Consider the following 24,648-nt stretch of genomic DNA (forward strand, 5'->3'; position numbering starts at 1 on the left):
TCCAGACAGTGAAACCGCCCCGTCGTGCGGTGTCAGCGGCGACGTGCATCTCTCGCCTGCACGGACAAACGGTACTTCGTGACGTTGAACCGGGCGTCGGCGAGCGCGTCATGGGCGTTGGACGGTTCGTCCGGGAGCTGCGGGCGGCCGGCGTCCTCCCAGAGCTGACGCAGCTCCCGGGTGAAGCGCGGGAGCTCCCGCGGAAGTCCGGTCATGTCACCCCACAGTTGGGCGAAGGCGACGTGGTCGTAGGCCCCCAGCCACGCCCACATCTCCGGACGCAGCGACGCCGGCAGCCACTCGCCGGGTGTGTGGTCCGGCAGGAGGAACTCGTAGAGACGGTTGCGCAGCACGGTCCGAGGCATCCACGCCGGATCGGACCGGGGTGGCAGCTGAGGGAGGACGTTGCGTCGCACCCAGCTCCCCGCCCGCCGCTCGTTGAAGTCCGAGGAGACCGCGTAGAACTCGCGACCGTCCTCGGCGACGACACCGATGGAGACCAGATCGATCGTCCGGCCGTCCTCGATGAATTCCGTGTCATAGAAGTAGCGCACGGTGGGACAGTCTAGCCGTCGGGACTCAGGCGACCGCGCGGCGGCGTGGCAGTGCCGGCGGGTAGAGGATCCATCCGATGACCGGGAGCCTGCCGATCCGGTAGAAGATCCATCCGGTTACCACGCACACTGCGAAGCCCGTGAAAATCCGGGCGTTCATTCCGGTGAGGAACTCCCAGCGCTCCGGGTTGCTCTCAACGAGGCGTCGGAGGATCTCCTCGTTGAACAGGTAGAGAGCCGCATGGTGGGAGACGTAGATCGGAAGAGTGTGGCGTCCGATACCGGCGAAGATGCCGGAGAGCAGCGGGGTGCGGGAGATCCACACCGCCACGATGATGCCCGCGGGCACCGCGGTGAGGATCCGCACCATGCCGGTGAGGTTGATCAGGCCTGCCTCAGCAGTGGTCCAACCGTCCGGGTTGACGTGGTCGACGAGCAGGTCCATGACCCACTCCCAGCCGACGTACGCGGCGACGGCACCGAGGATGACACGCCAGTCCGTCGCCCGGGCGGCCAGCCGGAAGAACACCGCCCGGAAGTGCAGGCCCAGGAAGAAGGCCGGCATGTAGGCGGTAATGTGGGTGATCTCGTTGTACTGGGTCAGGCCGGCGGCGGCGATGCAGACCGCCGGGATGACCGACAGGCCCACCGCTGCCAGCGGTGGGACGCGGCGCAGCAGGCAGGCGGCGATGTTGAAGACCATCAGTGCGTAGAGGAACCAGATGCCCGGGTCGCCGAAGAGGATCGCCCGGCCGAGGTTCTGCCAGGTGACGTCCTCGACCATGTCGATCCGGATCGCCGCCTGGACCGGGGTGAAGACCAGGTACGGGACCAGGAGGAACCAGAGCCGCCGGTACCAGAGGTCGCCGAGTGTCCGTTCGATGACGCGGTGGGCGAAGAGTCCGGAGATGAGGAAGAACAACGGCATCCGGATCGGATCCATGACGTCGTTGAACCAGTGCCACCCCGAATCCTGGCCGCCGGGCACACCGGTGACGACGTGCATGTAACAGACCGCGATGATCGACAGGCCCTTGGCACAGTCCGCCCAGAGCAGCCGGTTGGCCGCGGGGTCGCGGGTGGGTTCGCCGGCGGAGCCGGCAGCCTGCTGACTGTCGGTCGCGACCTTCACACCTGTCCCCACGGAATCTGACATAGATGTCCAGCCTGCCGTAGTTCACAGGAAACCTCAATTCGTCGTAGGCTGAGTTCCCGTGAAAAGAGCTCCCGGCGGTGCGCTGGTTCCGTGGATGATATTCGGTGTACTCGCTGTGGCCTCCGGGGTCCATGCGCTGGTCACGTACGTGGTCAACAGTGGTGGGATCCCCTACCACATCGACTTCGACGTCTACCGCGGAGGCGGACGCGCGGTCCTCGACGACATCTCCCTCTATGAGGGGGTGTTCAGCGTCGGAACGATCACCCTGCCGTTCACCTATCCCCCGCTGTCCGCCCTCGCCTTCGTCCCCCTGGCGGTACTGCCCCTGAACGTGGGACAGATCCTGTTCACCCTGGTCAGCGTGGCGACCATGGTGCTCACCGTGGTGATCGTGCTCGCCGCCCTCGCCCGGGAAGCCGGACGCGGACTCTCGCGCGGCGCACTCTGGGCCCTGGGCACCGGGACCGCCCTCCTCGCCACCTGGATGTGGCCGGTGGCGTCCACCCTGGAGTTCGGACAGATCAACATCCTGCTCATGCTGCTGGTCGTCGCCGACCTGCTCCTGCCGAAGACGCCGTGGCCCCGCGGGACTCTCATCGGTCTCGCCGCCGCCCTGAAACTCACGCCGGCCGTGTTCGGCCTGTACTTCCTGCTCCGTCGACAGTGGCGGGAGGCGGCGACCTCCCTGATCTCCGGGATCGCCTTCAGCGCCCTGGCCTGGGCCTTCCTCCCCGGTGACTCGCACCGGTACTGGACCGAGACCGTCAGTGACCCGACACGTATCGGCGGACTGATGTACTCGGCCAACCAGTCCTGGCGCGGCATGGTCGCCCGGTTCACCGGGGAACCGGCGCAGACCCGCATCTGGATGGTGCTGGCTGTGCTGACGTTCGCCGCCGTGGTGGTCGTCATGCTGCGTCAGCTGGCGGTCGGGGCGGTCACCGCTGCGGTGTGCACCAATTCCCTGCTCGCACTGCTGGCCTCCCCGGTGTCCTGGGCGCACCACTGGGTGTGGGTCGTCCCGATGGCTCTCGTCGCGGTGGTGTCCTGGTGGTGGGGAGGACGCCGCGGTGGCCTGTTGCTCGGCGCCGTGTTCATCGTGGTGACGACAAGACTCGTGCTGCACACCTGGTTCCCCTCGGCGCACAACGCCGAAATGGACTGGAACCTCATGATGAAGATCGTCGGCTCGGAACTGGTGCTGCTCGGAGCCGCGTGGCTCGCCGTCGGTGGCCTCTTTCCCCGGACCACCTCCCCCGCCCCCGGGCCGGCTCAGAGCCGGTAGCGCAGGAACTTCGGCCTCGGCTTCCTACCGAGGATCCGGCCCTTACCGGGCTCGGTGCCCTCCGGGTAACCCTGCCCGGACTCCAGGGACTTCTTCACGTCCGCGGCATAGGTGCCCTCGACGTACTCCTGACCCGAGAGAGCGGCGAGCTGCTCCATGACATGGTCGGTCAGGGCGCGTGCCCGGGCGTAGGCGTCCCCGGCGTCCGCGAAGTCGGCCGGATCGACCGGATCACCGACGACCACACCGATCCGGTAGGGACGCAGGATCCAGGACCCGGCGATATTCGCCTTCTGGGTGTCGATCATGGCGACCGGGTAGACCATGGCACCGGATTCCAGGGCGATACGCGCCATACCGGTCTTACCCCGGTAGAGACGGCCGTCCGGGGAGCGGGTGCCCTCCGGGTACATGCCCAGCGGGTCCCCCTTGGCGAGAACCTTGAGGGCGGTGTGCAGTGCGGCGTCCTGCTGGTCCTTGTCGCCGCGGTCGATGGGCACCTGGCCCACCGAAGAGAAGAACCACTTCTGGATCCCGCCGGCGAAACCGGGGGTGGTGAAGTACTCCTTCTTCGCCAGGAACGTGAGCTGCCGCTTCGACAGGAGCGGCAGGTAGAGCGAATCCATCACAGCCAGGTGGTTGGACGCCAGGATGACCGGCCCCTCGGCGGGGATCGTGTCGAGCCCACGGGCGAACGGCCGGTTGATCAGCCACAGCCAGGGGCCGATCACGACATTCTTCAACCACCAGTAGGTGCGGTTACGCAACGGAAAATCCTCTCTCAGGGGTTCACTGCTCCGGCGAGAAGCGCCACGCCGATCATACCTGCGTCCGCTCCGAGGACTCCCGTCTCCACCCTCGCGAGCGGACGGTGGCCGGCACCGACGACATTCTGGGACATCTCGGCGACGGCCTCGGTCAGGTAGAGGTCGGAATCACGGCTCACGCCGCCGCCCAGGACGATGAGTTCGGGGTCGAGGATCTCCTGCACCACGGCCAGACCGCGGCCGAGCCAGCGGGCGAAGTCGGCGATGACCTCGCAGGCCAGCACATCGCCTTCACGGGCGAGATTCACCACGGCGCGGCCCGTGATGCCCTCCGGGGCGGAGTGGTAGTGCTCGGCGAGGGCACTGCGGGGGTGCCGACCGGTGGCGATGAACTCGCGGGCGGTGAGCTCCAGCGCACTGCCGGAGCAGTAGCGCTCCAGGCAGCCGCGCTTGCCACAGGGGCAGGAGCGTCCACCCTGGACCACGGTGAGGTGACCGAACTCCGGCGCGGTACCGAAGGCACCACGGTAGATGCGGCCGTCGGTGACCAGCGCACCGCCGATGCCGGTACCGACGGCGAAGAAGGCCCAGGTACCGGCGTCGCGGCCGGGGCCGAGGATCTGCTCACCCCAGGCTGCGGCGTTGGCGTCGTGCTCCAGGACCACAGGAAGACCGAGGACGCGGGTCAGCCGGTCGCGGATCTCCATGTCACGCCACGGCAGATGCGGGGCGAAACGGACGGAGGTCTGGTCGGCGGTGATGAACCCGGCGACGGCCAGTCCCACAGCAGCGACCTCGTGGCGTCCCCGGAGGATGCCGACGACGTGACTGATGGCGGTCTCGAGCGCGTTGACCGAGCTCGGGGTGGGAAGCTGCTCGATGTCGATGATCGAGCCGGTCCCGTCCACGACCGCGGCGCGAAGGTTCGTTCCGCCGATGTCGATACCGATGGTCAGCTGTTCACTCGTTGACACGTCCGCGTCCACGTCCTCTCAGATCACACGCCAGAACACAGCGGCAGTCGCCCTGTGCAACCCTCCCAGGGTATCGGTCAGCCCCGCCAGTTCCAACTGTGCCTGGGTGGACGTCGGCCGTCGCCGTCGAGCACGGCGGACAGCTGCTCGCCGAGGATGTGCCAGTTCCAGGCCTCCTCGACGTAGCGGCGTCCTTCCGCGGCATAGCGCTGTGCGCGCTCCGGATCCGCCAGGAGCCGGGCGACGTCGTCGGCCACGGCGTCCGTGTCGGTGCCGTCGACCACGTCACCGGTACGACCGTCGAGGACGGATTCAGGGGCCCCTCCCCCGTCCCCGGCGACGGTGGGCACACCGCAGGCCTGGGACTCCAGGAAGACGATGCCGAGCCCCTCCACGGAAAAGCCACCACCCTCGGTGCGGACCGGCATGGCGAAGACGTCACCGGCGCAGTAGTGGGCGACGAGTTCCCCGGCATCCACCGGACCGGTGAGCGTCACCTGCTCCCCGATCCCCCGCTCCTCGACCATCTCGCGCAGCGTGTCGGCGTAGTCACCGGGACCGACGATGAGCAGGTGGGCGTCGGGAACCCGGTCGAGGATCCGCGGCATGGCGGCGACGAGGGTGTCCTGCCCCTTGCGGGACACGATACGGGAGACGCAGACGATGACCCTGCGGTCGTCGATGCCGTGCCGGGTACGCACCGTCTCCCGACCGACCGGGTCCGGCCGAAATCGGGTCGTGTCGACGCCACCGGGCATGGGCTCCCAGGCGACCGTCGGACCGAAGGACGCCATGAAACGTCCGCGGGCGTAGCGGGAGACGTAGGTCAGGCAGTCGACGGAGCGACCGATCCAGCGGAGGACGGAGCGTCCGCCCGGCACCATGGACCAACCGACCTCATGGCCGTGGGTGGACGCGACGATACGTCGGGCGCCGGCCCGGCGAGCCGCAGTCGCCAGCAGAGCGAAGGGTGTCGATGACCCGAACCAGACCGTGTGGATGCCGCGCTCCCTGATGACCTGCGCCATCCGTCGGGCCTCAGCCGGAAAGGGAAAGAGGATGCGGTGGGGCCACCGGATCACCGGGAACGGGAGTGTGGCGTCATACGCCGCCGCGGCCTCTGCATCCTGCGTGGACGCCAGGACCACGAGCCGACCGGGCTCGCGCCGCTCCAGCTCAAGACAGTAGTCCCGGAGGTAGCTCTGGATGCCACCGAAAGTCGGAGGGAAATCATTGGTGACGAGCAGGACGCGACGCTCAGACCGGGCGGCCATGACGGTTCTCAGTAACGGGAGGCGCCGGCGAAGGGCATGCTGTCGACGCTGACGACCTGGACGGGGATGCCGTAGTCGGACGCGTGGACGATCTTGCCGTCGCCGATGTACATGCCGACGTGGCTGACGCCCGAGTAGTAGCCGACGATGTCGCCGGGCTGGAGCTGCTCCCGGGAGACCGGGGTGCCGCCGGCGATCTGGGCGCTGGAGGTACGCGGGATGGACTTACCCATCTGCTGGTAGGCCCAGAACATCAGGCCGGAGCAGTCAAAGGCGTCCGGACCGGTCGCACCCCAGGAGTAGGGGCTGCCGAGCTTGCTCATCGCCGCACCCACGACGCCGCCTGCTAGTGCTGAGACTTCATTGAGGAACTCCTCGACATCGACGTCGATGGGACCGTTGCGGTCGATCCACCGCTGCTTCTGATCCTGGGGCATCGCGTCGACGGCCTCGGAGATCTGGGCCTTCATCGCGTCGAGCTCGGCGGTGCGGGCGTCGAGGTCCGCCTGACGCTGACCGAACTCGGTGAGCTGGAAGTCGGCGGTGGCCTTCGACCGCAGGGCGAGGGACTTCGACGCCGCAGCGTCGGACAGGGAGGTCTGGAGGTTCTCGACCGTGGCCGTGCGGGTCGCGTTGAGCGCCGAACCGTAGGCGCTGCGGTCAATGGCATCCTGCGGACTGGCTGAGCCGATGGCGGCGGTCACCGGGTCCACGGTGGCACCACGGTAGAGAGACTGGGACAGCTCCGTGACCGGTCCACGAGCCGCCTCAGCGCGGGCGACCGCCTCGTCCGATTCCCTGGTGTAGTAGTCGAGGGCGACGTTGGAGCGGTCGAGCAGGGTGCGCGCACTGTCCAGGGCGGTGCGGTTCTCCTCGACCCTGTCGCTGGTCGCCTCAGCCTGACGGGAGATCTCGTTGAGGCGGTCGAGCAGACCGTCCGCATCCGACGGCAGCGGTGAGGTGTCCACCGGGGTGGACGACAGGTCCGCGGTCCCGGCGGGAGCCGGAACTGCGGGTTCCGCCGGGTCCGCCTGCGCCACGGAGACGCCGGCGACAACAGTGCCGATACTGAGCCCGAGTCCTGCGACGGTCCGCAGAGCCGGCCGACTGTGGGCGGCGGGAGCGGTGGCGCGGTGGCGGGCAGTGTAACGCTTGGTCACGGTTGTAGTACCTCTTCGGGTGGGGACGGTCGATCCGTTGAACATACTGCCACAACTTCGTGACCGAACTGCAACCTTGTGGTGACAGTCGCCGAAGCTGTGACGGGTGGTGCAGATGTGGCTGACAAGCAGCGGCGCCGACACCCCGTGCGGGGTGCCGGCGCCGGGCCGGAACTACGCGGTACTAGAAGCGGACGGCGTTGTTGATCGGCATGTAGTTGATGTCGTTGACCTGGACCGGGGTGCCCTCGTTCACGGCGTGGACGATCTTGCCGTCGCCGATGTAGATCGCGACGTGGGAGGCGCCGGAGTAGTACGAGATGATGTCGCCGGGCTGCAGGGCGTTCAGGGAGACCGGGGTTCCACCGGAGGCCTGGGCACCGGAGGTGCGCGGGATGGACTTGCCGACCTGGTTGTAGGCCCAGGAGGTCAGACCGGAGCAGTCGAAGGAGCTCGGGCCGGTAGCGCCCCACACGTAGGGCGCACCCTGCTTGGACGTCGCGGCGTCGGCGATCTTCTGACCGGTGGAGGTCGGGGCGGCGGAGGCCACGGCCGACTCGGCGGCGGCGGCAGCTCCGGTGAAGGCGCTCGTGTCCACGTAGTTGCCGGCAGCATCCAGAACCTCGTTCGGGACGTCGACGGAGAAGTCGGTGCCGGGAACCTGGACGGGGGCAGCCTGGGCGGTCGCAGGCAGTGCGACAGCGGCGCCGACGCCGATCGCAGCCGCGGCCACGATGTTGCGCCGGGAGGAACCGTTCTTCAGACTGTGCTTACCCATAGGAGGAAATTGCCTTTCGAGATCGTTGTGGGGACGCTCTTCGTGCCGCGCCCCTCAAGGTCACGAAGAGATTACGAAACGATCACGCTCCGTGTCCAGTGGGCGGGTTGCATTTTCTCGCTCGCGGCGCCGTTATACCACCGTGATCAATGACGGGTAGAGGTATCACTACAACTGGTGAAGCGCAGAAGATCACGGTTCGATAACGCCGCGACCAGCACAAATGGCGCGCCCGCCCGGGGCTGGGACCCCTGAGATGCGGGTCACATCAACTACCCTTGTCGACGTCATGTGATCCTGGTCACACAATGCCGTCCGGCGACGGTGCACAACCGACGACGACCTCTCCAGTCACAACAATCACAGGCTTTAGCGTCGCGCCGGAGTCCCTGCAGCCTCGTCCGACGTCGCGGCCCACCGCTACAATGAAGCCTCATGAACCCACGCTCCGCGCACGACGAGCTCAGGCAGAGCCTCCGCCGGAGCCTCCGGGACTGTGTCGTCGTGGACTGCGAGACCACGGGCCTGGACCCCGACAACGATCGGATCATTGAGGTCGCCGCCCTCCGCGTACGCGAGGGACGTCCCGTCGCCCTGTTCCACCGGGTGGTGGATCCGGGGCGCTCCCTCCCCGGGTTCATCACCTCCCTCACCGGACTGACCGACCAGCAGGTGCGACAGGCACCGCCGGTAGCCGACATCCTCGGGGATCTCTCCGCCTTTCTCGCCCACGACACGGTCGTGGGCCACAACGTCGGCTTCGATCTCGCTTTCATCGATGCTGAGATCACGACGACGCACAGCACGCCTCGTGCGGCGTCTCTCTCCTTATGTACCGCAGAGTCCGCCCGAGCACTTGTCCCCCGCTCCCGTGTGGGCCGCTACCGTCTCAACACCCTCGCGGAAGCCTTCGACCTCGACCACCGACCCTCACACCGCACGGTATCTGATGTTCTGGCGACGCTCGATCTTCTCCACTATCTCTCCGGCGTCTAAGAGGCAGAGCAGGCGGACGCCTCACTCTGGACGCGCTCCTCTCCCCGGCAGCCGGCGGCTGACAGCCGTACACCATCGTGACGGATCGGCGCCGTCCAGACAATGAAGAGATCTGATCTGTCACAGTTGTGTACAGATACCCCCGTACAACACAGGACCCCGGGCCCACCGTGTGACGGTGGACCCGGGGTCCGGTGTATGACGGGTGAAGCTCAGTGGCTTCTAGGGGTTGGAGTGACCCTTGTCCTCGAGAGCGGCGCGGTTGGCTTCATTGAGCCGACGCAGCATCTCGATCTTCTCGTGCTCGTTGGCTTCCTCGATCTCGGAGACCTTCGAGACGATGTCCTCCGGGTCCGGGCGGAAGAATCCACCGCGGCCGGGCTGACCGGCGAAACCGAGCTGGTTGAGCTTGGTCGGCACCTGGGCGCCGGCGTACTCCAGCGGGATCGGGTGACCGTGCTCGTCCACCGGGCCGATGGGCTGGTGGACCTCGATGAAGCCGCCGTTCGGGAGCTGACGGATGGTGCCGGTCTCGATACCGTGCTCCAGCACCGCCCGGTCGTTGCGCTGGAGACCCAGGCAGATCCGGTAGGTGACGAAGTAGGCGATCGGAGGCAGCACCAGGAAACCGATGCGACCGATCCAGGTCATGGCGTTCAGCGAGATCTGGAAGTGCAGGGCGAAGAGGTCGTTACCACCCGAGAGGGTCAGCACGAAGTACGCCATCATGGCCATGACTCCGAGGGAGGTGCGGACCGGCACATCGCGCGGACGCTGCAGCAGGTTGTGGTGCGCGTTGTCCTTGGTGAAGTGCTGCTCAATCCAGGGGTAGGCGAACAGCAGGACCACCAGGAGACCCAGCAGCAGTGCGACCCAGAAGACGCCCGGGATCGTGTAGTTGCCGAGATAGAGCTCCCACGCCGGCATGATACGTGCCGCACCGTCAGTCCAGAGCATGTAGATATCGGGCTGGGAACCGGCGGAGACCTGCGACGGGTTGTACGGACCCAGGTTCCAGATCGAGTTGATCTGGAACAGGCCGGCCATCAGCGCGATGACACCGAAGGTGATGATGCCGAAGGCCGCGGAGTGGACCGCGAACACCGGGAGGATGCGGACACCGACGACGTTGCGCTCGGTACGGCCGGCACCCGGGAACTGGGTGTGCTTCTGGTACCAGACCAGGGCCAGGTGAGCGGCGATCAGCGCCAGCAGGATCGCCGGGATCAGGAGCACGTGGGCGATGTACAGACGCGGGATGATGATGTCCCCCGGGAAGTCACCGGCGAACATGATCCAGTGCAGCCAGGTACCGACGATCGGCAGACCGACGACGATGGCAGACATGATGCGCAGACCCACACCGGAGAGCAGGTCGTCCGGCAGGGAGTAGCCCATGAAGCCCTCAGCGACGGACAGCAGCAGCAGGACGCAACCGATGACCCAGTTCGCCTCGCGCGGCTTGCGGAACGCACCCGTGAAGAAGATGCGCAGCATGTGGACCACGATGGAGACCGCGAACAGCAGGGCCGCCCAGTGGTGGACCTGGCGGATGAACAGACCGCCGCGCACCTCGAAGGAGATGTTCAGGGCTGTCTCGTAGGCACGGGACATCTCGACACCGTTGAGCGGAGCGTAGGCACCGTCGTAGATGACCTTCGACAGCGAGGGGTCGAAGAACAGGGTGAGGTAGACACCCGAGAGAAGAAGGATGATGAAGGAGTACAGCGCGATCTCGCCGAGCATGAAGGACCAGTGGCTCGGGAAGACCTTGTTGATCTGCCGACGGATACCGGCGGCCATGGTGTACCGCTGGTCCATGTTGTCGGCAGCCATCGCCATGTGTGACGGCTTCGTGGATGTGCTCATGACTTACGCTCCCAGAATGCCGGGCCGACCGGCTCAATGAAGTTGTGCTCGGCGTAGAGGTAACCGTCCGCGTCGACGTTGATCGACAGCTCCGGCAGAGCACGGGCTGCAGGACCGAACACCGGCTTACCCCAGTGGAGTGCATCGAACTGGGACTGGTGGCACGGGCAGAGAATGCGGTTCGTCTGCTGCTCGTACAGGGACGTCGGGCAACCGATGTGGGTACAGATCTTGGAGTAGGCGTAGTAGTCGCCGTAGTGGAAGTCCTCCTGGCCGTCGCGCTGGACAGCCTTGACGGCGTCCTCGTGGCGGAGGCGGATCAGCATGACCGCGTTACGCGGGCCGTGCACGGAGTGCATGTGCTCCTCGTAGACGTCCTTGTTCGAATCGTACTTCTCGCCGTCGTTCACCATCTCCTCCGAGAGGGGGAACACGGTCTCCATGGCGCCGGCGTCAAGGTCCTCGGGTCGGACGCGCACCAGGCGATTGACGCCCTGGGTGGTGTAGTGGCCGTTGTGCTCCTCGGCGATGGCCGCGGTATCGCGACCGAGGTAGACCTTCTCGCCCTCATCGACGAGGGTCCAGCCGGTGGTCCACAGCGTGCCGTCACCCTGGATGCCCATGGCCTTGGGCTTCCACGGGTTCTTGATGATGCCGCCCAGCGGGAGGACGACAGCCAGACCCATGAGGGCGGCACCGGTGCCGGCGAGGCCCATCATGACCTTGCGACGGCCGAGGGTGGAGGTCTTCCAGGCATCGTTCAGCAGAGCGGTGATCGTCTTTCGGTCGACCTCTTCAGAGGGGCCGTCGTGACGGGTCTGGACCGAGATCTCCTCGGGAACGAACTTCTTGGAGAACTGGACCGCGCCCACACCGAGGCAGATGATCGAGAGGCCGGCGGTGGCGCCCAGCAGCGGGGTGTACAGGGTGTACATCCACAGGCCGTCCTCCTCGAGGTGCTTGTACTGCCACGGCCAGAAGAGGTAGACCGCCACGAAGGCGATGCCCAGGACCACGGACAGTGCGAACCACACGTTGATGCCGAAGGCTGCACGCTTCTCCGCCGGGTCGTTCTCGACCGGGAAACGCTCCTTGCGGTAGGCGACGGTGACGCCGTCAAGCTCGGTACCGAGGCGGGCGAGCTCTTCGTCGCTCATCGCCGCGAGCTCGTCCGAGGAGTAGCTGCTCTTGATTTCACTCATGACCGGGTTCCAATCCACATAGCTCCGCCGATGAGCACGACGATGCCGACGATCCACATCAGCATGCCCTCGGTCACCGGGCCGACGCCGCCGAGACCGTAACCGCCCTGGGCCGGGGTCTCCTTCGCGGACTTGATGTACGCGATGATGTCCTTCTTCTCGTCAGCGGTGAGCTGGCGGTCGGAGAACTTCGGCATGTTCTGGGGGCCGGTGAGCATGGCCTGGTAGATCTCCTGCTCATTGGCATTGTCCAGGACCGGCGCGTACTTACCACCGGACAGGGCGCCACCACGACCGGTGAAGTTGTGGCAGGACGCACAGTTCAGGCGGAAGAGATCGGAACCACGCGCGACGTCGGCGGGATCGATCTTGCCGTTGTCGTTGTTGGCACCGCGCAGGGACTCCATGGCGATCGCGCCATCGGAGTCCTTCACGATGCCCGGGCCGCCACCGTTGGCGTTGACGTAGGCCGCCAGCGCCAAGGTCTGCTGCTCGTTGAAGCGGGCGTCCTTGCGCTCGGCCTGGGCCTCGTTGCGCTTCATCGGCATACGGCCGGAGTGGACCTGGAAGTACACGGCACCTTCACCGACGCCGACCAGGGACGGACCGCGGTCCTGGACACCCTGGAGGTTGGCGCCGTGGCAGGTGATACAGGCGACCTCGTAGATCTCCTTGCCCTGGCTGATCAGGGACTCGGCGTCGACATCGGCCGTCGCCTCCTGAGCATCGGGGGTCACTGCCTGGGCGATCAGTCCTGCACCGGAGAGGCCGAGCACGAGCGCGAGCGCTCCGGCAGCGGTCCGGCGCAGCTTACGCCGCGAGCGGCGCGTCCTGCGTGTTGTGGATGCCTCAGGGGAGCTAGTCACGGGCTGCTCCCCCTCGGTCATGCTGTGGTTGGTATCCATCTTGTTCCCTTAACTCGTCATACGGAATGCGATGGGCTTAACGGCCGAGCGTCACACATCGGCCCGTTCGGCCTACTGGATGAAGTAAATCGTGATCCACAGGCCGATCCACACGACGTCGACGAAGTGCCAGTAGTACGACACAACGACGGCTGCGGTGGCCTGGGCCGGGGTGAACTTCGACTTCGCGGTGCGGAGGAGCACCACGACAAACGCGAGCACGCCGGCGAGGACGTGTGCGCCGTGGAAGCCGGTGGTGATGAAGAACACCGACCCGTAGACGCTGCTCGAGATCGTCGTCCCGTGCTCCACGAGGTGGATGTACTCGTACGCCTGGCCGATCAGGAAGATGGCACCCAGCACAATGGTGAGTGCGTACCACTTCCGGAGGCCGAAGACGTCTCCACGCTCGGCGGCGAACACGCCCCACTGGGCCGTGAACGACGACGACACCAGGATCACGGTGATACCGAGTGCGAAGGGCACGTTCAGCTCTGTCGGATGAGACGGCCAGTCACCACCCGAGTTCGCCTTAGACACGAAGTACATCGCGAAGAGCCCCGCGAAGAACATCAATTCCTGCGACAGGAACACAATCGTGCCGACGCTGACCATGTTCGGTCGGTTCAGCGTCGCAACACGTTGTGGTGCTGCCATACCTTGGTTTCCAACTGCGCTCGTCACGTCCACAATTATGACGTGTGCGACCCCCGTAGTCGATTCGCGACCCCCCTTAAAGCGGAGGTTTCTGAAAACCTGCAGGTCAGGAATCGATATTTCCTGGGAACTCACCACAAACGGGGTTAGGCGGGAACTTTTCGATGACGCCGTCCGACGCATTGTGTCCCCGCAGGTGAGAGCCTCCTCGCCCCCTGAATGCCGGGCCCGGGAGAAGCCCCAGCTAATCCGAACCACCCCCGGAAGAGGGTGGCTGGAACCTGCCCCTGCCGCACTCCCTGCAGCATCTCCCGAAGATACTATCCGATGCCACTGCAGATGTCCGACTCCCACGCGCAACCACTCCCCCGACAAGGGCATAGACTGGCCCGGTGCACTGTCTGGCGTGCACGCGACAACAACCACCACAACCACCTGACACCGGTCAGGAGAAGAGAGAGACCTGATGGCTACTCCGGCCCACAGTCCGGACCACGTTCCCGCCCTCGGACAGGACAAGCTGCCCGCCAGCTACTTCACCTGGCCCGGCGTCCTCGACCGCATCGGTCGCCACGAGGAGCTCAGTGAGTCCCAGGTCGCGTGGGCTGTCAGCCGGATCATGGCCGGTGAGGCCACCGACTCCCAGATCGCCGCGTTCTCCTACGGCCTGCGGGTCAAGGGCATCAGCGCCGCCGAGCTCTCGTCCGCAGCGAACACCATGCGCGAGTTCGCGACACCTGTGGACTTCAGTGACATCGCCGAGGCCGTCGACATTGTCGGTACCGGCGGGGACGGGCACCACACCGTCAACATCTCCACGATGGCGTCCTTCGTCGTCGCCGCGGCCGGCGTGACCGTCGTCAAACACGGCAACCGCGCCGCGTCCTCTCTGTGTGGTGGAGCAGACGTCCTGGAGGCCCTGGGGTTCGATATCGAACGCGACCCCGAGACCATCCACGCCGATGCGCTGCGCACCCACTTCGCCTTCATGTTCGCGAAGACCTACCACCCGGCGATGCGTTTCGCCGGTCCCGTGCGTTCCGAGCTCGGTGTCCCCACGCTGTTCAATCTCCTGGGCCCGATGACCAACCCGGCCACGCCGAAGTACGCCGTCGTCGGCTGTGCCTTCCGAGACATGATGCCGATCATGGGCGGTGCTTTCGCCCACCAGGGCGTCCGCGCGCTCATCGTCCGGGGCCTCGACGGTATGGACGAGATCAGCGTCAGCGCCCCGACCGAGGTCGTCACTGTCGACAGTGAGGGACGTACCGGGGAGTTCACCATCAACCCGCGTACCTACGGGCTCGACATCTACGAGGAGGACGCCCTGCGTGGCGGCGACCCCGAGTTCAACGCGGACATTGCCCGCCGTCTCATGGCAGGGGAGCTTGAGGGCGCGGTCAAGGACGCCGTCCTGATCAACGCAGCCGCCGCGCTGGCCGTGGTCAAAGGCTGGGAGGATTCGGATCTGCGCACCGTCCTCACCGAACAGGTCGCCGTGGCCCGTGAGGTCCTGGAGTCCGGCAAGGCGAAGCAGGCCATGGATCTCATCGTCAACGGCTGAGCCGGTAGGGCCGGCCCCCGCCCGTATCCGGACACAGAACAGCGCCCGGCCCACCGTTTCGGTGGGCCGGGCGCTGTCTTTCACGACCGGGTGGTGCTTCCCTAGTCCTTCTCGGGGGGAAGACCGTACTGCAGGTTGAGCATGATGGTCGACCAGACCAGCATCACGGCACCCAGCAGGATCAACCAGATGTGGAAGAAGGCGATGCCGTAGCCCATGAGCATGATGGCGAAGGCCATCAGGAAAGGCCAGCCGGAGCTCGCGGAGAAGAAGCCGAGCACGCCGGCGCCGTCCTCGATCTCGGCCTGCTCCCAGTCCTTCGGCTCGATGTCGGCCTTGGCGTTGGTCAGGTGGAAGTAGCCACCGAGGAAGAGGCACAGCAGGGTGGCGAGCACCAGGCCGGTACCGCCGGCCCACTCGATGCCCTGGCCGTTACCGTTGTCGTTGAGCTTAGAGGTCGCGAAGAAGTACAGGACCGTCAAGACGACGAGGAACGCCGCCAGGCCGTACATCAACTTGGCTGTCTGCCGCATTGTTCTCTCCTTTGGAGTTCCTGCCGCTTACGCGGCCTCGTCGCCGATGTAGTTGTCGCCGTCGACCGAGCGGGTGCCGGCACGGTCCGGGAGGAAGGGGCGGGTACTCGTCGCGTACGGCGCCTCATCGATCGACTTCAGCGCATCAGCGTTTGTGGCGGTCGGGTTCGACTGGCGGAAGTCGAGGTACTCGGTGAAGGCCTCCGGGGAGACGACGCGGATCTCGAAGTTCATCATCGCGTGGTAGGTACCGCACATCTCAGCACAACGGCCGACGAAGGCACCCTCTTCCTCGATGGCGGCGATCTGGAACCGTCGCTCCTGGTGGTTCTTCTCCGGGTGCGGCATAGCGTCGCGCTTGAAGAGGAACTCCGGGACCCAGAAGGAGTGGATCACGTCGGAGGACGCGAGGTTGAACTCGATCGGGGTGTTGCTCGGCAGGACCAGGACCGGGACCTCTTCGGAGGTGCCGACGGTCTCGATCTTGTCGTAGTTGAGGTACGAGTAGTCCTCAGAGGAGCCACCGTGGATCGGACCCGCGGGCTTGTGTTCGTCGACCTCTTCGCTCGGGGCGGAGAGCAGTGCCGAGTCATCGGCCTTCTGCTGGTCCGTGCCGTCGTAGTCGGAGCCGCCGGGGGCCAGGTTGCTCTTGACCTCGCCGTAACCGAACTTCCAGTTCCACTGGTAGGCGGTGACGTCGACCGTGACCTCAGGGTTCTTGTCCAGCGCGGTGACCTCGTCCTGGGTCTGCACGGTGAAGAAGAACAGGGCCATGACGATCAGGACCGGGACGGTGGTCAGGGCCAGTTCGAGGTTGACGTTGTAGGCGGTCTGACGCGGGAACTCCCCCTTACCGGCCTTCTTGGCGCGCTTGGCGCTGTCCCGGAAGATCACGACGAACATCAGGGCCCACATGATGATGCCGATGATCCATGCGGTAACCCAGGTCCAGACCCAGAAGTTACCCATGGACTTGGACTCAGGGGTGATGCCGTCCGGCCAGCCCATGCGCAGGGCATGGAAGAAACCGTTGTCGGGGGGAGTGGCGTCGCAGCCGGCAAGGGCCAGGGCACCGAGTCCCAGAGCACCGGCCAGTCCCAGCTTGCGGGCCATACCGTGAACTTTTCGCTGTTCCACGCGAGTATGCCTTCCTCAATCACACGTCGTGTTCACCGGAAGCTGCGCGGGGTCACCTGCAGAGGACCACCCGCACTTTCCGTATCAATGAACGACAATAGTGCATGCGTTCCTGCCGTCCATCATCTAGGTCACGATGTCGGACATACAGCGGCCCTATTCGGGGTTGACCGTACGGATACCCCTGTCCCCCACCGTCCACCCTTGGCGTCCAGCGGTACCTCCCCCGCCTGCACCGGAAGTGCCGACTGGCATGTGGCAGGCGTGGGCCTAGTATCGTTGTTTCCCGTACCCGCGACCGGCCGGTGCGGCGTCCTCCGTGATGCTTCCCGTCCGGCCGTCTTCCCTATAAGTATGGAGATGACCTCTACAGCTCATGTGTGGACTTCTTGGAATTCTCACCGCCCTCGGCGACGCGCCCCGGTACGTCGACCCCGTGGCCCACGCCCTTCCCTGCATGCGTCACCGCGGCCCGGACGAGGACGGGACCTGGAACGACGATGATGTCGTCTTCGGATTCAACCGACTGTCCATCATCGACCTGGAGCACTCCCACCAGCCGCTCCAGTGGGATCCGGAGGGCGAGGAGGGCAAGAAAGGCAAGGCCGCCCGCTACTCCCTGACCTTCAACGGTGAGATCTACAACTACGTGGAGCTGCGCGAGGAGCTGCAGGCCGCCGGTTACTCCTTCAACACCTCCGGTGACTCCGAGACCATCGTCGTCGGCTACCACCACTGGGGCGAGGACGTCGTCAACCACCTGCGCGGCATGTTCGCCTTCGCCGTGTGGGACGCCATCGAGCGCACCATGTTCCTCGCCCGCGACCAGTTCGGCATCAAGCCGATGTTCTACGCGACGTCCGAGGCCGGCACCGTCTTCGGCAGCGAGAAGAAGTCGATCCTCGACATGGCCGAGGCCATCGGTCTGGACAAGAGCCTTGACGACCGTGCGATCGTGCACTACACGGACCTCCAGTACGTCCCGGAGCCGGAGACCCTCCACGCCGGTATCCGCCGTCTCGAGTCCGGCTGCCACGCGACGCTGCGTCCCGGCGACGAGGTCAAGGCGGTGCGCTACTTCCGCCCGGACTTCACCCCGGTCCCGGTCCCCTCCGGCACCGAGGACGCCCTGTTCCGGAAGATCGCGGACGCCCTGCAGGATTCCGTGGCCAAGCACATGCGCGCCGACGTGACCGTCGGCTCCTTCCTCTCCGGCGGCATCGACTCCACCGCGATCGCCGCGCTGGCCAAGCAGCACAACCCGGACCTCATCACCTTCACCACCGGTTTCGAGCGTGAGGGGTACTCCGAGGTCGACGTCGCCGCCGAGTCCGCCGAGGCCATCGGTGTGGAGCACGTGGTCAAGGTCGTCTCGCCCGAGGAGTTCGCCGCCGCCGTGCCGAAGATCATCTGGTACCTCGACGACCCGGTGGCCGACCCGGCTCTGGTACCCCTCTACTTCGTCGCCGCCGCGGCCCGCGAGCGCGTCAAGGTGGTCCTCTCCGGAGAGGGCGCCGACGAGCTCTTCGGCGGCTACACCATCTACAAGGAGCCCCTGTCGCTCGCTCCGTTCGACAAGGTGCCCTCCCCGATCAAGAAGGTCCTCAACAAACTGGGCCAGGCCTTGCCCGAGGGCCAGCGTGGCAAGTCACTGCTGCTGCGCGGCACCACCCCGATGGAGGAGCGCTACTACGGCAACGCCCGTTCCTTCAACTACGAGCAGCTCGAGCGTGTCCTGAAGATCGCCCGGCCGGAGTGGGACCACCGCGAGGTCACCGCACCGATCTACGCCGAGTCGGAGAAGTTCGACCCGGTGTCCCGGATGCAGCACCTGGACCTGTTCACCTGGATGCGTGGTGACATCCTCGTCAAGGCGGACAAGATCACCATGGCGAACTCCCTGGAGCTGCGTGTGCCGTTCCTGGACAAGGTGGTCTTCGACGTCGCCCGGACGATTCCCTACGACCTGAAGATCAGCCACGACACGACGAAGTACGCACTGCGCCGTGCCATGGAACTCATCGTGCCCCCGCACGTGATCAACCGGAAGAAGCTGGGCTTCCCGGTCCCGATCCGTCACTGGCTCGCGGGCCCGGAGCTCTACGACTGGGCGCGGTCCATCATCGAGGAGTCCCGGACCGAGGATATCTTCAACAAGGCGGAGGTCTTGGCGATGCTCGACGAGCACCGCGTCTCGATGAACTCCGGTCATGGCCCGGACCACTCCCGCCGCCTGTGGACCGTCATCGCCTTCATGATCTGGCACGGCATCTTCGTCGAGAACCGGATCCACCCGGACATCGACGAACAGGACTACCCCGTCCAGCTCTAGGGCGCCCCGCGGGGCAGGACGCCGCCCCTCCCGCACACAGCAACGACCCCACAGGGTGGCGAATCACCGTGGATCCACCCTGTAGGGTCGTTCCCGTCCGTGACGGGGTCAGCCGAGACGGATCAGCTGAAGGAGTCGCCGCAGGCGCAGGAGCCGCCGGCGTTGGGGTTGTCGATGGTGAACCCCTGGGACTCGATCGTGTCGGCGAAGTCGATCTTCGCACCCGTGAGGTACGGGGCCGACATCTTGTCCACGACAAGGTCCACGCCGTCGAAGTGGTCGACGTGGTCGCCGTCGAGGCTGCGGTCGTCGAAGAAGAGCTGGTAGCGCAGGCCGGCACAACCGCCCGGCTGCACGGCGATGCGCAGGGACAGGTCGTCACGGCCCTCCTGGGCCAGCAGGGCGGCAGCCTTTTCGGCGGCGGCACCGGTCACTTCGACGCCGGTGGTCTTCTCGGGAGCGGTCATCTGTTCCTCCTCGGTATTACGGTTGGTTGTCACGCTACCCCCGTTCAACCGACTTTTCCAGCGACGTATTCCCGAGACACATCCCGCGGTACTCTCCCCCTGCAACGGGACCTCGTTGGGACACCTCCCCTGTCGTGCTCTAGCCTGTGGGGTGTGAAACTGCCCTGGAACAAAGATGCCGACACCCCCGGTGACAACGCCGCAGACGAGAATATCGGCGCCTTCGAGGATACCTTCGAGGACGCCTCCCTCCCGAAGGGTCAGACCCCGAAGAAGGGCCGCCCGACTCCGAAGCGCAACGAGGTCGAGCGTCAGGCCGGTACCCGCCGCGCCCACTACGACGCCCCGCTCACGCCCAAGGAGGCCAAGGAGCGGAAGAAGGCCGAAAAGGACTCCATGACCAAAGAGGAGTTCAAGGAGAAGAAGCGACGTGAGCGCGAGGAGGCCGCTTCTGCCCGCAAGAAGGCCAATGAGCGCATGATGGCCGGCGACCCGAACTACCTGCTGCCCCGTGACCAGGGCAAGGAGAAGCTCTTCGTCCGCAACTACGTGGATTCCCGCCGCTACATGATGAACATGTTCCTGCCGATCGCCCTGATCGTCGTGCTGGTCATGATCATCGGTATGTCGGCCCCGCAGATCGCCAACCTGGTCTCCCTGATCATGCTCTTCGTGATCGTTCTGCTGGTCATCGAGGGCTTCTTCCTGGGCCGCAAGGTCAACAAGCTCGTTGACGAGCGCTTCCCGGAGCGCGCCTTCGGCCGCTGGACCCTGGGTTTCTACGCCTTCACCCGCGCGACCATGATCCGCAGGATGCGTACCCCGGCCCCGCAGGTCAACATCGGCGACACGGTCTAGTCACATGCCCACCACGGCCTCTACCGCACTGCTGCCCGCCCTGGCCGCCTGGGCGCGGGACACGGCCCTGACGACGTCCCTCACCGACGACGCGGGACAGCGTCCTGTGCTGCTGCTCGTCACGGCGGATGAGACGCTCGCCGCGGAGACGGCCACCGGGGAATCCCTACCGGCAGGTCTGGCGTCCTCCGTCGGCGCCGATATCCGGGTCCACCCGGTCGCCCCGGCCACGGCAGTGGGCCTGGGCGCCGACGAGGTCGAGGCGCTTCTCTCCGACGGGGTGGAGGTCACTGACCACGCGGTCGATTCCGGCGTCCCCCTGATCCTCCTCAGCGGCAGCGGGAATCCCGTCAGCTCCGTCTCTGTGGCCTCGGTGACCGCCACCGTCTGCCGTAAGGAACCCGTCGCTGTCGTCCGCCATGAGATCGGTGCGGACGTCGCTGTGTGGCGTGACGCGGTGGAGACCGTGCGGGACGCCATGTTCGCCGCCCGCGGTTACCGCAACGGGCCGTGGGACGCCGGTTCCGTCCGGGAGATCCTCCGCATCCTGGGCACTCCGGACCTCGCGGTCATGGTCGGTGTCCTCACCCAGGCGGCGGCACGCCGCACCCCGGTGGTCCTCGACGGGGCGGACACGCTCGCCGCTGCCCTGCTGGCGGACGCGATGTCCCCGGGTGCCACACGATGGTGGCTGGTCCCCCACCGGCCCGCCTCCCCCACGGTCGGATTCGCCGTGGACCGCCTGCGGCTGTCGCCCGTGATCGACCGTGACCTCGGGCTCGACAGCGGTGCCGGCCTGGCGACGCTTCCCATGGTCCGCGTCGCCGTCAGCTGCTTCTGACTGCTTCTGACCGGTTCCGCTACTTCGCGGCGATCAGGTCGTAGTTCCAGCCGTGCACGTCCTCGACGGTGCCGCGCTGGATGCCGGTGAGGTGCTCACGCAGCTTCATGGTGATCTCACCGGAGACACCGCCGTTGACCTGGAACTCACCGGACTTGTCCTTGACGGTGCCGACCGGGGTGATCACCGCGGCGGTACCGCAGGCGAAGGCCTCGGACATCGCACCGGACGCTGCGGCGTCCTTCCAGTCCTGGACGCTGAACCGCTTCTCGGAGACCTTCAGCCCCTCGTCAGCCGCGACGGTGAGCAGGGAGTCACGGGTGACGCCGGCGAGCAGCGAGCCGGACAGTGCCGGGGTGACGAGCTCGGCGTCCGCACCGGTACCGAAGACGAAGGCGAGGTTCATGCCGCCCATCTCCTCGATGTAGGTGCGCTCGATGGCGTCGAGCCAGACGACCTGGTCGCAACCCTGCTCCTCGGCGTGGGCCTGGGCGGCGAGCGACCCGGCGTAGTTACCGGCGAACTTCGCGGCACCCGTGCCACCCGGGGCGGCGCGGACGTATTCGGTGGACAGCCACACGCTGACCGGCTTCACGCCGCCCTTGAAGTAGGCACCGGCCGGGGAGGCGATGACGTAGTAGGAGTAGCTGGAGGCGGGGTGCACACCCAGTCCGACCTCGCGGGAGATCATGAAGGGGCGCAGGTACAGCGCCTCCTCACCACCGGCGGCGGGGATCCAGGCCTCGTCGACCTCGACGATCTGACGCAGGGACTCCAGGAACAGGTCCTCGGGAAGCTCCGGCATGGCCAGCCGCTCGGCGGAGGCCTGGAAGCGGGCGGCGTTCTTCTCCGGGCGGAAGGTGACCACGGAACCGTCCTCGTGACGGTAGGCCTTGAGTCCCTCGAAGATGGCCTGCCCGTAGTGCAGGACCGAGGACGCCGGATCCATGCTGATCGGGGCGTAGGGGACGACGCGGGCGTCGTGCCAGCCCTCGGACTCGTTCCAGTCGATGACGACCATGTGGTCGGTGAAGAAGTTGCCGAAGCCCGGGTTGGCGAGGATCTGCTCGATCTTCTCCGCCGGAGTCGGGGTGGTGGTGAGGTTGCGGGTGAACTCAGGGGAAGCTGCCATGCCCTGTATCTTAGACCCGGAAAAGACCTGTGGCGGAGTCGCCCCCGCACCCTCGCCGACCAGCATCGGAGAAGCCTCATGACATCCGGAATCCAGTCAATTGTCCCGACCATCGCCCACGGCACCGTCCCGGGGCTCCATCTGAGCACCGACGACAACCTGCCTGGCACAGATGTGCTGGTGGTACCGGTGGTCGCGGGCACGTCCGGTCCCGAACTGCCGGTCGCGCACCGTCTCGGGGAGACTGCCCAGGTGGAGCTGTGGAAATCCGCGGTGGAGACCGGGGTGGCGGGCACCGCCGGGGAGACCGGACTGCTTCCTGTACCCGACGGCGTTGCGGCGTCCCGGGTGCTCACCGTCGGTCTCGGTCCGGCGGACGGTGCCGACGGACCTGATGCCGAGACGGTACGCCAGGCGGCCGGGGCGGCGTCCCGCGCACTGGAGGACCTTGCCGGCGAGGTCTCGACCGACGGACTCACCGCCGTCAGTCTGCTCGGCGATCTCACCGACGTCGCGGGGTGCACTGCCGCGGCGGTGGAGGGCCATGCCCTGGGCGGTTACCGCTACTCCGGCCGGCGGCACCCCACCGGGGCCGGCCATCTGCGCGCGGTGACGGTCATCGCGCCGGACTCCCCGGAGACCCCTGAGGTCTTCGCCCACGCCTGCACGGTCGTCGAGGCGGTGACCTGTGCCCGGGACCTGGTCAATGCGCCTGCCTCAGAACTGACCCCGGAGACCTACGCACTGATCATCGCCGATCTCGGCGGACGCTCCGGTGTGGAGACGGAGATCCTCGACGAGGACGAGCTGGCCGGACAGGGCTTCGGTGGCCTCCTGGCGGTGGGACGGGGGTCCGCCCGCCCGCCGCGCCTGGTACGTATGCGCTACCGGCCGGAAGCCTCACACCGCCCACACGTGGCACTGGTCGGCAAGGGTGTGACGTTCGACACCGGCGGCATCTCCCTGAAGAAGGCACCCGGGATGGACACCATGATCTCCGACATGGGCGGGTCCGCCGCCATGGTCGCGACGGTCCTCGCTGCCGCGGAACTGGAACTGCCGGTGGCGGTGACCGCGACGATCCCGCTGGTGGAGAACATGCCCGACGGTGACGCGCTGCGTCCCGGAGACATCGTGCAGCATTACGGCGGCAGCACCTCGGAGATCCTCAACACGGACGCCGAAGGCCGCCTCATCCTCGCCGACGCGCTCGCCCGGGCTGCCGAGGACGCCCCGGACCTGCTGGTCGAGGCGGCGACGCTGACCGGCGCCCAGGTCTCCACACTCGGTGACCGCATCACCGCGGTCATGGGGACGCCGTCGCTGCGGGACCGCATTGTCGCGCACGGTCGGCAGACCGGGGAGGACGCCTGGCCGATGCCGTTGCCCGCCGAGATCGCCAGGGACATCCGGTCGGATGTCGCTGACGTGAGGAACACCGGCACCACACGTTGGGGCGGGATGGCCGCGGCCGGCCAGTATCTCGCCCATGTCATTCCGGAGGGGTTGGACTGGGTTCACCTGGACATCGCCGGGCCCGCCTACAACACCGGCAACGCCCGCGGTTATACCCCGAAGAGGGGTACCGGGGCGCCGGTCCGCACTCTTATCGCATTCCTCGAGGATGTCGCGGCGTCCGACTGAACCCCTGGGCCGACCCCCTGCAGGCGTAGCACGCCGAGTCGGACTACCCTATGTACTATTCAGGCAGAGACCACATCTGTTATTTTTCGTCATTATAGGAGCTTCAACACCATGGCGTACTCCGTCGAAATGCCCGAACTGGGCGAGTCCGTGACCGAAGGCACTGTGACCCAGTGGCTGAAGAAGGTCGGTGACACTGTCGCCGTGGATGAGCCGCTGCTCGAGGTCTCCACCGACAAGGTCGACACCGAGATCCCCTCCCCGGCCGCTGGCGTGCTGCTGGAGATCAAGGCGGAGGAGGACGACACCGTCGACGTGGGTGCCGTCATCGCCGTCATCGGCGAAGAGGGGGAGAGTGCCGGGGACACCGGCTCTTCCGCTCCTGAGGCTCCGGCCGAGAAGGCCGAGGAGCCCGCGGATGAGGCACCCGCCGAGGAGAAGACCGAGTCCGCTGCACCGGCCGCCTCCGGCGACGCCACCGACGTGAAGATGCCGGAACTCGGTGAGTCCGTCACCGAGGGCACCGTCACCAACTGGCTCAAGAAGGTCGGCGACACCGT

At 66.4% G+C, this 24,648-nt stretch carries 23 protein-coding genes; 8 read left to right on the forward strand and 15 right to left on the reverse strand.

Annotation, left to right across the window (positions count from 1 at the left end):
• Positions 1 to 32: 32 nt before the first annotated feature.
• The gene (locus CVA01_RS04955) at positions 33 to 554 is read right to left on the reverse strand and encodes a polyadenylate-specific 3'-exoribonuclease AS (RefSeq protein ID WP_141329089.1); all 522 of its coding nucleotides are present in this window, start codon (positions 552 to 554) and stop codon (positions 33 to 35) included.
• A 25-nt stretch (positions 555 to 579) separates the two neighbouring features.
• Positions 580 to 1,710, reverse strand: a complete 1,131-nt coding sequence (locus CVA01_RS04960) for an acyltransferase family protein (RefSeq protein ID WP_141329091.1) — start codon at positions 1,708 to 1,710, stop codon at positions 580 to 582.
• A 58-nt stretch (positions 1,711 to 1,768) separates the two neighbouring features.
• On the opposite strand from CVA01_RS04960, the gene CVA01_RS04965 reads away from it, so the two are divergent.
• A complete protein-coding gene (locus tag CVA01_RS04965; protein WP_244938158.1) occupies positions 1,769 to 2,998 on the forward strand; it encodes a glycosyltransferase 87 family protein in 1,230 nt (409 codons plus the stop codon).
• Here the strand turns inward: CVA01_RS04965 and CVA01_RS04970 are convergent.
• The 5 genes from CVA01_RS04970 to CVA01_RS04990 all read right to left on the reverse strand — a co-directional run bounded on the left by CVA01_RS04970 (position 2,986) and on the right by CVA01_RS04990 (position 7,951).
• Positions 2,986 to 3,765: a lysophospholipid acyltransferase family protein gene (locus CVA01_RS04970; protein ID WP_141329093.1), complete on the reverse strand. Its 780-nt coding sequence runs from the start codon at positions 3,763 to 3,765 to the stop codon at positions 2,986 to 2,988. The two genes, CVA01_RS04965 and CVA01_RS04970, sit on opposite strands and share 13 nt — an antisense overlap.
• Positions 3,766 to 3,779: 14 nt before the next feature.
• Entirely contained in the window at positions 3,780 to 4,739 is a 960-nt protein-coding gene (locus CVA01_RS04975) for an ROK family protein (RefSeq protein WP_244938159.1), read from the reverse strand.
• 77 nt (positions 4,740 to 4,816) lie between these two features.
• Positions 4,817 to 6,013 (reverse strand): glycosyltransferase family 4 protein, encoded by a 1,197-nt coding sequence (locus CVA01_RS04980; protein ID WP_141329097.1) that lies wholly within the window; start codon positions 6,011 to 6,013, stop codon positions 4,817 to 4,819.
• A gap of 8 nt (positions 6,014 to 6,021) precedes the next feature.
• Positions 6,022 to 7,173: an NlpC/P60 family protein gene (locus CVA01_RS04985; protein ID WP_141329099.1), complete on the reverse strand. Its 1,152-nt coding sequence runs from the start codon at positions 7,171 to 7,173 to the stop codon at positions 6,022 to 6,024.
• Between the two features lie 184 nt (positions 7,174 to 7,357).
• Positions 7,358 to 7,951 carry a C40 family peptidase gene (locus CVA01_RS04990; protein WP_141329101.1) on the reverse strand — a complete coding sequence of 198 codons (594 nt, stop codon included), beginning with the start codon at positions 7,949 to 7,951 and terminating at the stop codon, positions 7,358 to 7,360.
• Between the two features lie 435 nt (positions 7,952 to 8,386).
• On the opposite strand from CVA01_RS04990, the gene CVA01_RS04995 reads away from it, so the two are divergent.
• Positions 8,387 to 8,947 (forward strand): 3'-5' exonuclease, encoded by a 561-nt coding sequence (locus tag CVA01_RS04995; RefSeq protein ID WP_244938160.1) that lies wholly within the window; start codon positions 8,387 to 8,389, stop codon positions 8,945 to 8,947.
• A 222-nt stretch (positions 8,948 to 9,169) separates the two neighbouring features.
• Here the strand turns inward: CVA01_RS04995 and qcrB are convergent, their stop codons facing one another.
• The 4 genes from qcrB to ctaE form a co-directional block, all read right to left on the reverse strand.
• Entirely contained in the window at positions 9,170 to 10,816 is a 1,647-nt protein-coding gene (gene qcrB / locus CVA01_RS05000; protein WP_041629931.1) for a cytochrome bc1 complex cytochrome b subunit, read from the reverse strand.
• On the reverse strand, positions 10,813 to 12,018 hold the full coding sequence (gene qcrA / locus CVA01_RS05005) for a cytochrome bc1 complex Rieske iron-sulfur subunit (protein ID WP_041629930.1): 1,206 nt from the start codon (positions 12,016 to 12,018) through the stop codon (positions 10,813 to 10,815). The genes qcrB and qcrA overlap by 4 nt, the downstream gene beginning before the upstream one ends.
• Positions 12,015 to 12,923: a cytochrome bc1 complex diheme cytochrome c subunit gene (gene qcrC, locus CVA01_RS05010; protein WP_073883539.1), complete on the reverse strand. Its 909-nt coding sequence runs from the start codon at positions 12,921 to 12,923 to the stop codon at positions 12,015 to 12,017. The genes qcrA and qcrC overlap by 4 nt, the downstream gene beginning before the upstream one ends.
• A 72-nt stretch (positions 12,924 to 12,995) precedes the next feature.
• Positions 12,996 to 13,607, reverse strand: a complete 612-nt coding sequence (gene ctaE / locus CVA01_RS05015) for an aa3-type cytochrome oxidase subunit III (RefSeq protein WP_041630504.1) — start codon at positions 13,605 to 13,607, stop codon at positions 12,996 to 12,998.
• Between the two features lie 439 nt (positions 13,608 to 14,046).
• Here ctaE and trpD point away from each other — a divergent pair, with 439 nt between their 5' ends.
• Positions 14,047 to 15,144, forward strand: coding sequence for an anthranilate phosphoribosyltransferase (gene trpD, locus CVA01_RS05020; protein WP_141329103.1), 1,098 nt, complete (start codon positions 14,047 to 14,049; stop codon positions 15,142 to 15,144).
• Between the two features lie 101 nt (positions 15,145 to 15,245).
• On the opposite strand, the gene ctaF is transcribed toward trpD, so the two are convergent.
• Together ctaF and ctaC are read right to left on the reverse strand one after the other, a co-directional pair.
• Positions 15,246 to 15,677 (reverse strand): aa3-type cytochrome oxidase subunit IV, encoded by a 432-nt coding sequence (ctaF, locus tag CVA01_RS05025; RefSeq protein ID WP_014009672.1) that lies wholly within the window; start codon positions 15,675 to 15,677, stop codon positions 15,246 to 15,248.
• Between the two features lie 27 nt (positions 15,678 to 15,704).
• On the reverse strand, positions 15,705 to 16,814 hold the full coding sequence (gene ctaC / locus CVA01_RS05030) for an aa3-type cytochrome oxidase subunit II (RefSeq protein ID WP_141329105.1): 1,110 nt from the start codon (positions 16,812 to 16,814) through the stop codon (positions 15,705 to 15,707).
• A gap of 376 nt (positions 16,815 to 17,190) precedes the next feature.
• On the opposite strand from ctaC, the gene asnB reads away from it, so the two are divergent.
• Positions 17,191 to 19,146, forward strand: a complete 1,956-nt coding sequence (gene asnB, locus CVA01_RS05035) for an asparagine synthase (glutamine-hydrolyzing) (protein WP_141329107.1) — start codon at positions 17,191 to 17,193, stop codon at positions 19,144 to 19,146.
• 122 nt (positions 19,147 to 19,268) lie between these two features.
• On the opposite strand, the gene CVA01_RS05040 is transcribed toward asnB, so the two are convergent.
• A complete protein-coding gene (locus CVA01_RS05040; protein WP_041629929.1) occupies positions 19,269 to 19,613 on the reverse strand; it encodes a HesB/IscA family protein in 345 nt (114 codons plus the stop codon).
• Positions 19,614 to 19,766: 153 nt separating this feature from the next.
• Between CVA01_RS05040 and CVA01_RS05045 the strand changes: the two genes are divergently transcribed.
• Both CVA01_RS05045 and CVA01_RS05050 read left to right on the forward strand, forming a co-directional pair.
• On the forward strand, positions 19,767 to 20,471 hold the full coding sequence (locus CVA01_RS05045) for a DUF3043 domain-containing protein (protein WP_141329109.1): 705 nt from the start codon (positions 19,767 to 19,769) through the stop codon (positions 20,469 to 20,471).
• 4 nt (positions 20,472 to 20,475) lie between these two features.
• Positions 20,476 to 21,312, forward strand: coding sequence for a nicotinate-nucleotide--dimethylbenzimidazole phosphoribosyltransferase (locus CVA01_RS05050; protein ID WP_073883536.1), 837 nt, complete (start codon positions 20,476 to 20,478; stop codon positions 21,310 to 21,312).
• Positions 21,313 to 21,331: 19 nt separating this feature from the next.
• On the opposite strand, the gene CVA01_RS05055 is transcribed toward CVA01_RS05050, so the two are convergent.
• Positions 21,332 to 22,444 (reverse strand): branched-chain amino acid aminotransferase, encoded by a 1,113-nt coding sequence (locus tag CVA01_RS05055; protein WP_041629927.1) that lies wholly within the window; start codon positions 22,442 to 22,444, stop codon positions 21,332 to 21,334.
• A 78-nt stretch (positions 22,445 to 22,522) separates the two neighbouring features.
• Between CVA01_RS05055 and CVA01_RS05060 the strand changes: the two genes are divergently transcribed.
• Both CVA01_RS05060 and CVA01_RS05065 read left to right on the forward strand, forming a co-directional pair.
• Positions 22,523 to 24,088, forward strand: a complete 1,566-nt coding sequence (locus tag CVA01_RS05060; protein ID WP_141329111.1) for a leucyl aminopeptidase — start codon at positions 22,523 to 22,525, stop codon at positions 24,086 to 24,088.
• Between the two features lie 111 nt (positions 24,089 to 24,199).
• The coding region (locus tag CVA01_RS05065) for a biotin/lipoyl-containing protein (RefSeq protein WP_307723356.1) at positions 24,200 to 24,648 on the forward strand (449 nt) is incomplete at its 3' end.

Origin of the sequence: Corynebacterium variabile (genome assembly GCF_006539825.1) — a bacterium.
GTDB classification, from domain to species: domain Bacteria; phylum Actinomycetota; class Actinomycetes; order Mycobacteriales; family Mycobacteriaceae; genus Corynebacterium; species Corynebacterium variabile.

What these genes read in the sequence shown, in the direction of transcription:
- asnB (WP_141329107.1), top strand. Translation starts at nt 17,191, where the DNA reads ATGTGTGGACTTCTTGGAATTCTCACCGCCCTCGGCGACGCGCCCCGG.
- CVA01_RS04990 (WP_141329101.1), bottom strand. Translation starts at nt 7,951, where the DNA reads ATGGGTAAGCACAGTCTGAAGAACGGTTCCTCCCGGCGCAACATCGTG.
- CVA01_RS05050 (WP_073883536.1), top strand. Translation starts at nt 20,476, where the DNA reads ATGCCCACCACGGCCTCTACCGCACTGCTGCCCGCCCTGGCCGCCTGG.
- qcrA (WP_041629930.1), bottom strand. Translation starts at nt 12,018, where the DNA reads ATGAGTGAAATCAAGAGCAGCTACTCCTCGGACGAGCTCGCGGCGATG.
- qcrC (WP_073883539.1), bottom strand. Translation starts at nt 12,923, where the DNA reads ATGGATACCAACCACAGCATGACCGAGGGGGAGCAGCCCGTGACTAGC.
- trpD (WP_141329103.1), top strand. Translation starts at nt 14,047, where the DNA reads ATGGCTACTCCGGCCCACAGTCCGGACCACGTTCCCGCCCTCGGACAG.
- CVA01_RS05040 (WP_041629929.1), bottom strand. Translation starts at nt 19,613, where the DNA reads ATGACCGCTCCCGAGAAGACCACCGGCGTCGAAGTGACCGGTGCCGCC.
- CVA01_RS05060 (WP_141329111.1), top strand. Translation starts at nt 22,523, where the DNA reads ATGACATCCGGAATCCAGTCAATTGTCCCGACCATCGCCCACGGCACC.
- CVA01_RS04960 (WP_141329091.1), bottom strand. Translation starts at nt 1,710, where the DNA reads ATGTCAGATTCCGTGGGGACAGGTGTGAAGGTCGCGACCGACAGTCAG.
- CVA01_RS05055 (WP_041629927.1), bottom strand. Translation starts at nt 22,444, where the DNA reads ATGGCAGCTTCCCCTGAGTTCACCCGCAACCTCACCACCACCCCGACT.
- qcrB (WP_041629931.1), bottom strand. Translation starts at nt 10,816, where the DNA reads ATGAGCACATCCACGAAGCCGTCACACATGGCGATGGCTGCCGACAAC.
- CVA01_RS04995 (WP_244938160.1), top strand. Translation starts at nt 8,387, where the DNA reads ATGAACCCACGCTCCGCGCACGACGAGCTCAGGCAGAGCCTCCGCCGG.
- CVA01_RS04980 (WP_141329097.1), bottom strand. Translation starts at nt 6,013, where the DNA reads ATGGCCGCCCGGTCTGAGCGTCGCGTCCTGCTCGTCACCAATGATTTC.
- ctaF (WP_014009672.1), bottom strand. Translation starts at nt 15,677, where the DNA reads ATGCGGCAGACAGCCAAGTTGATGTACGGCCTGGCGGCGTTCCTCGTC.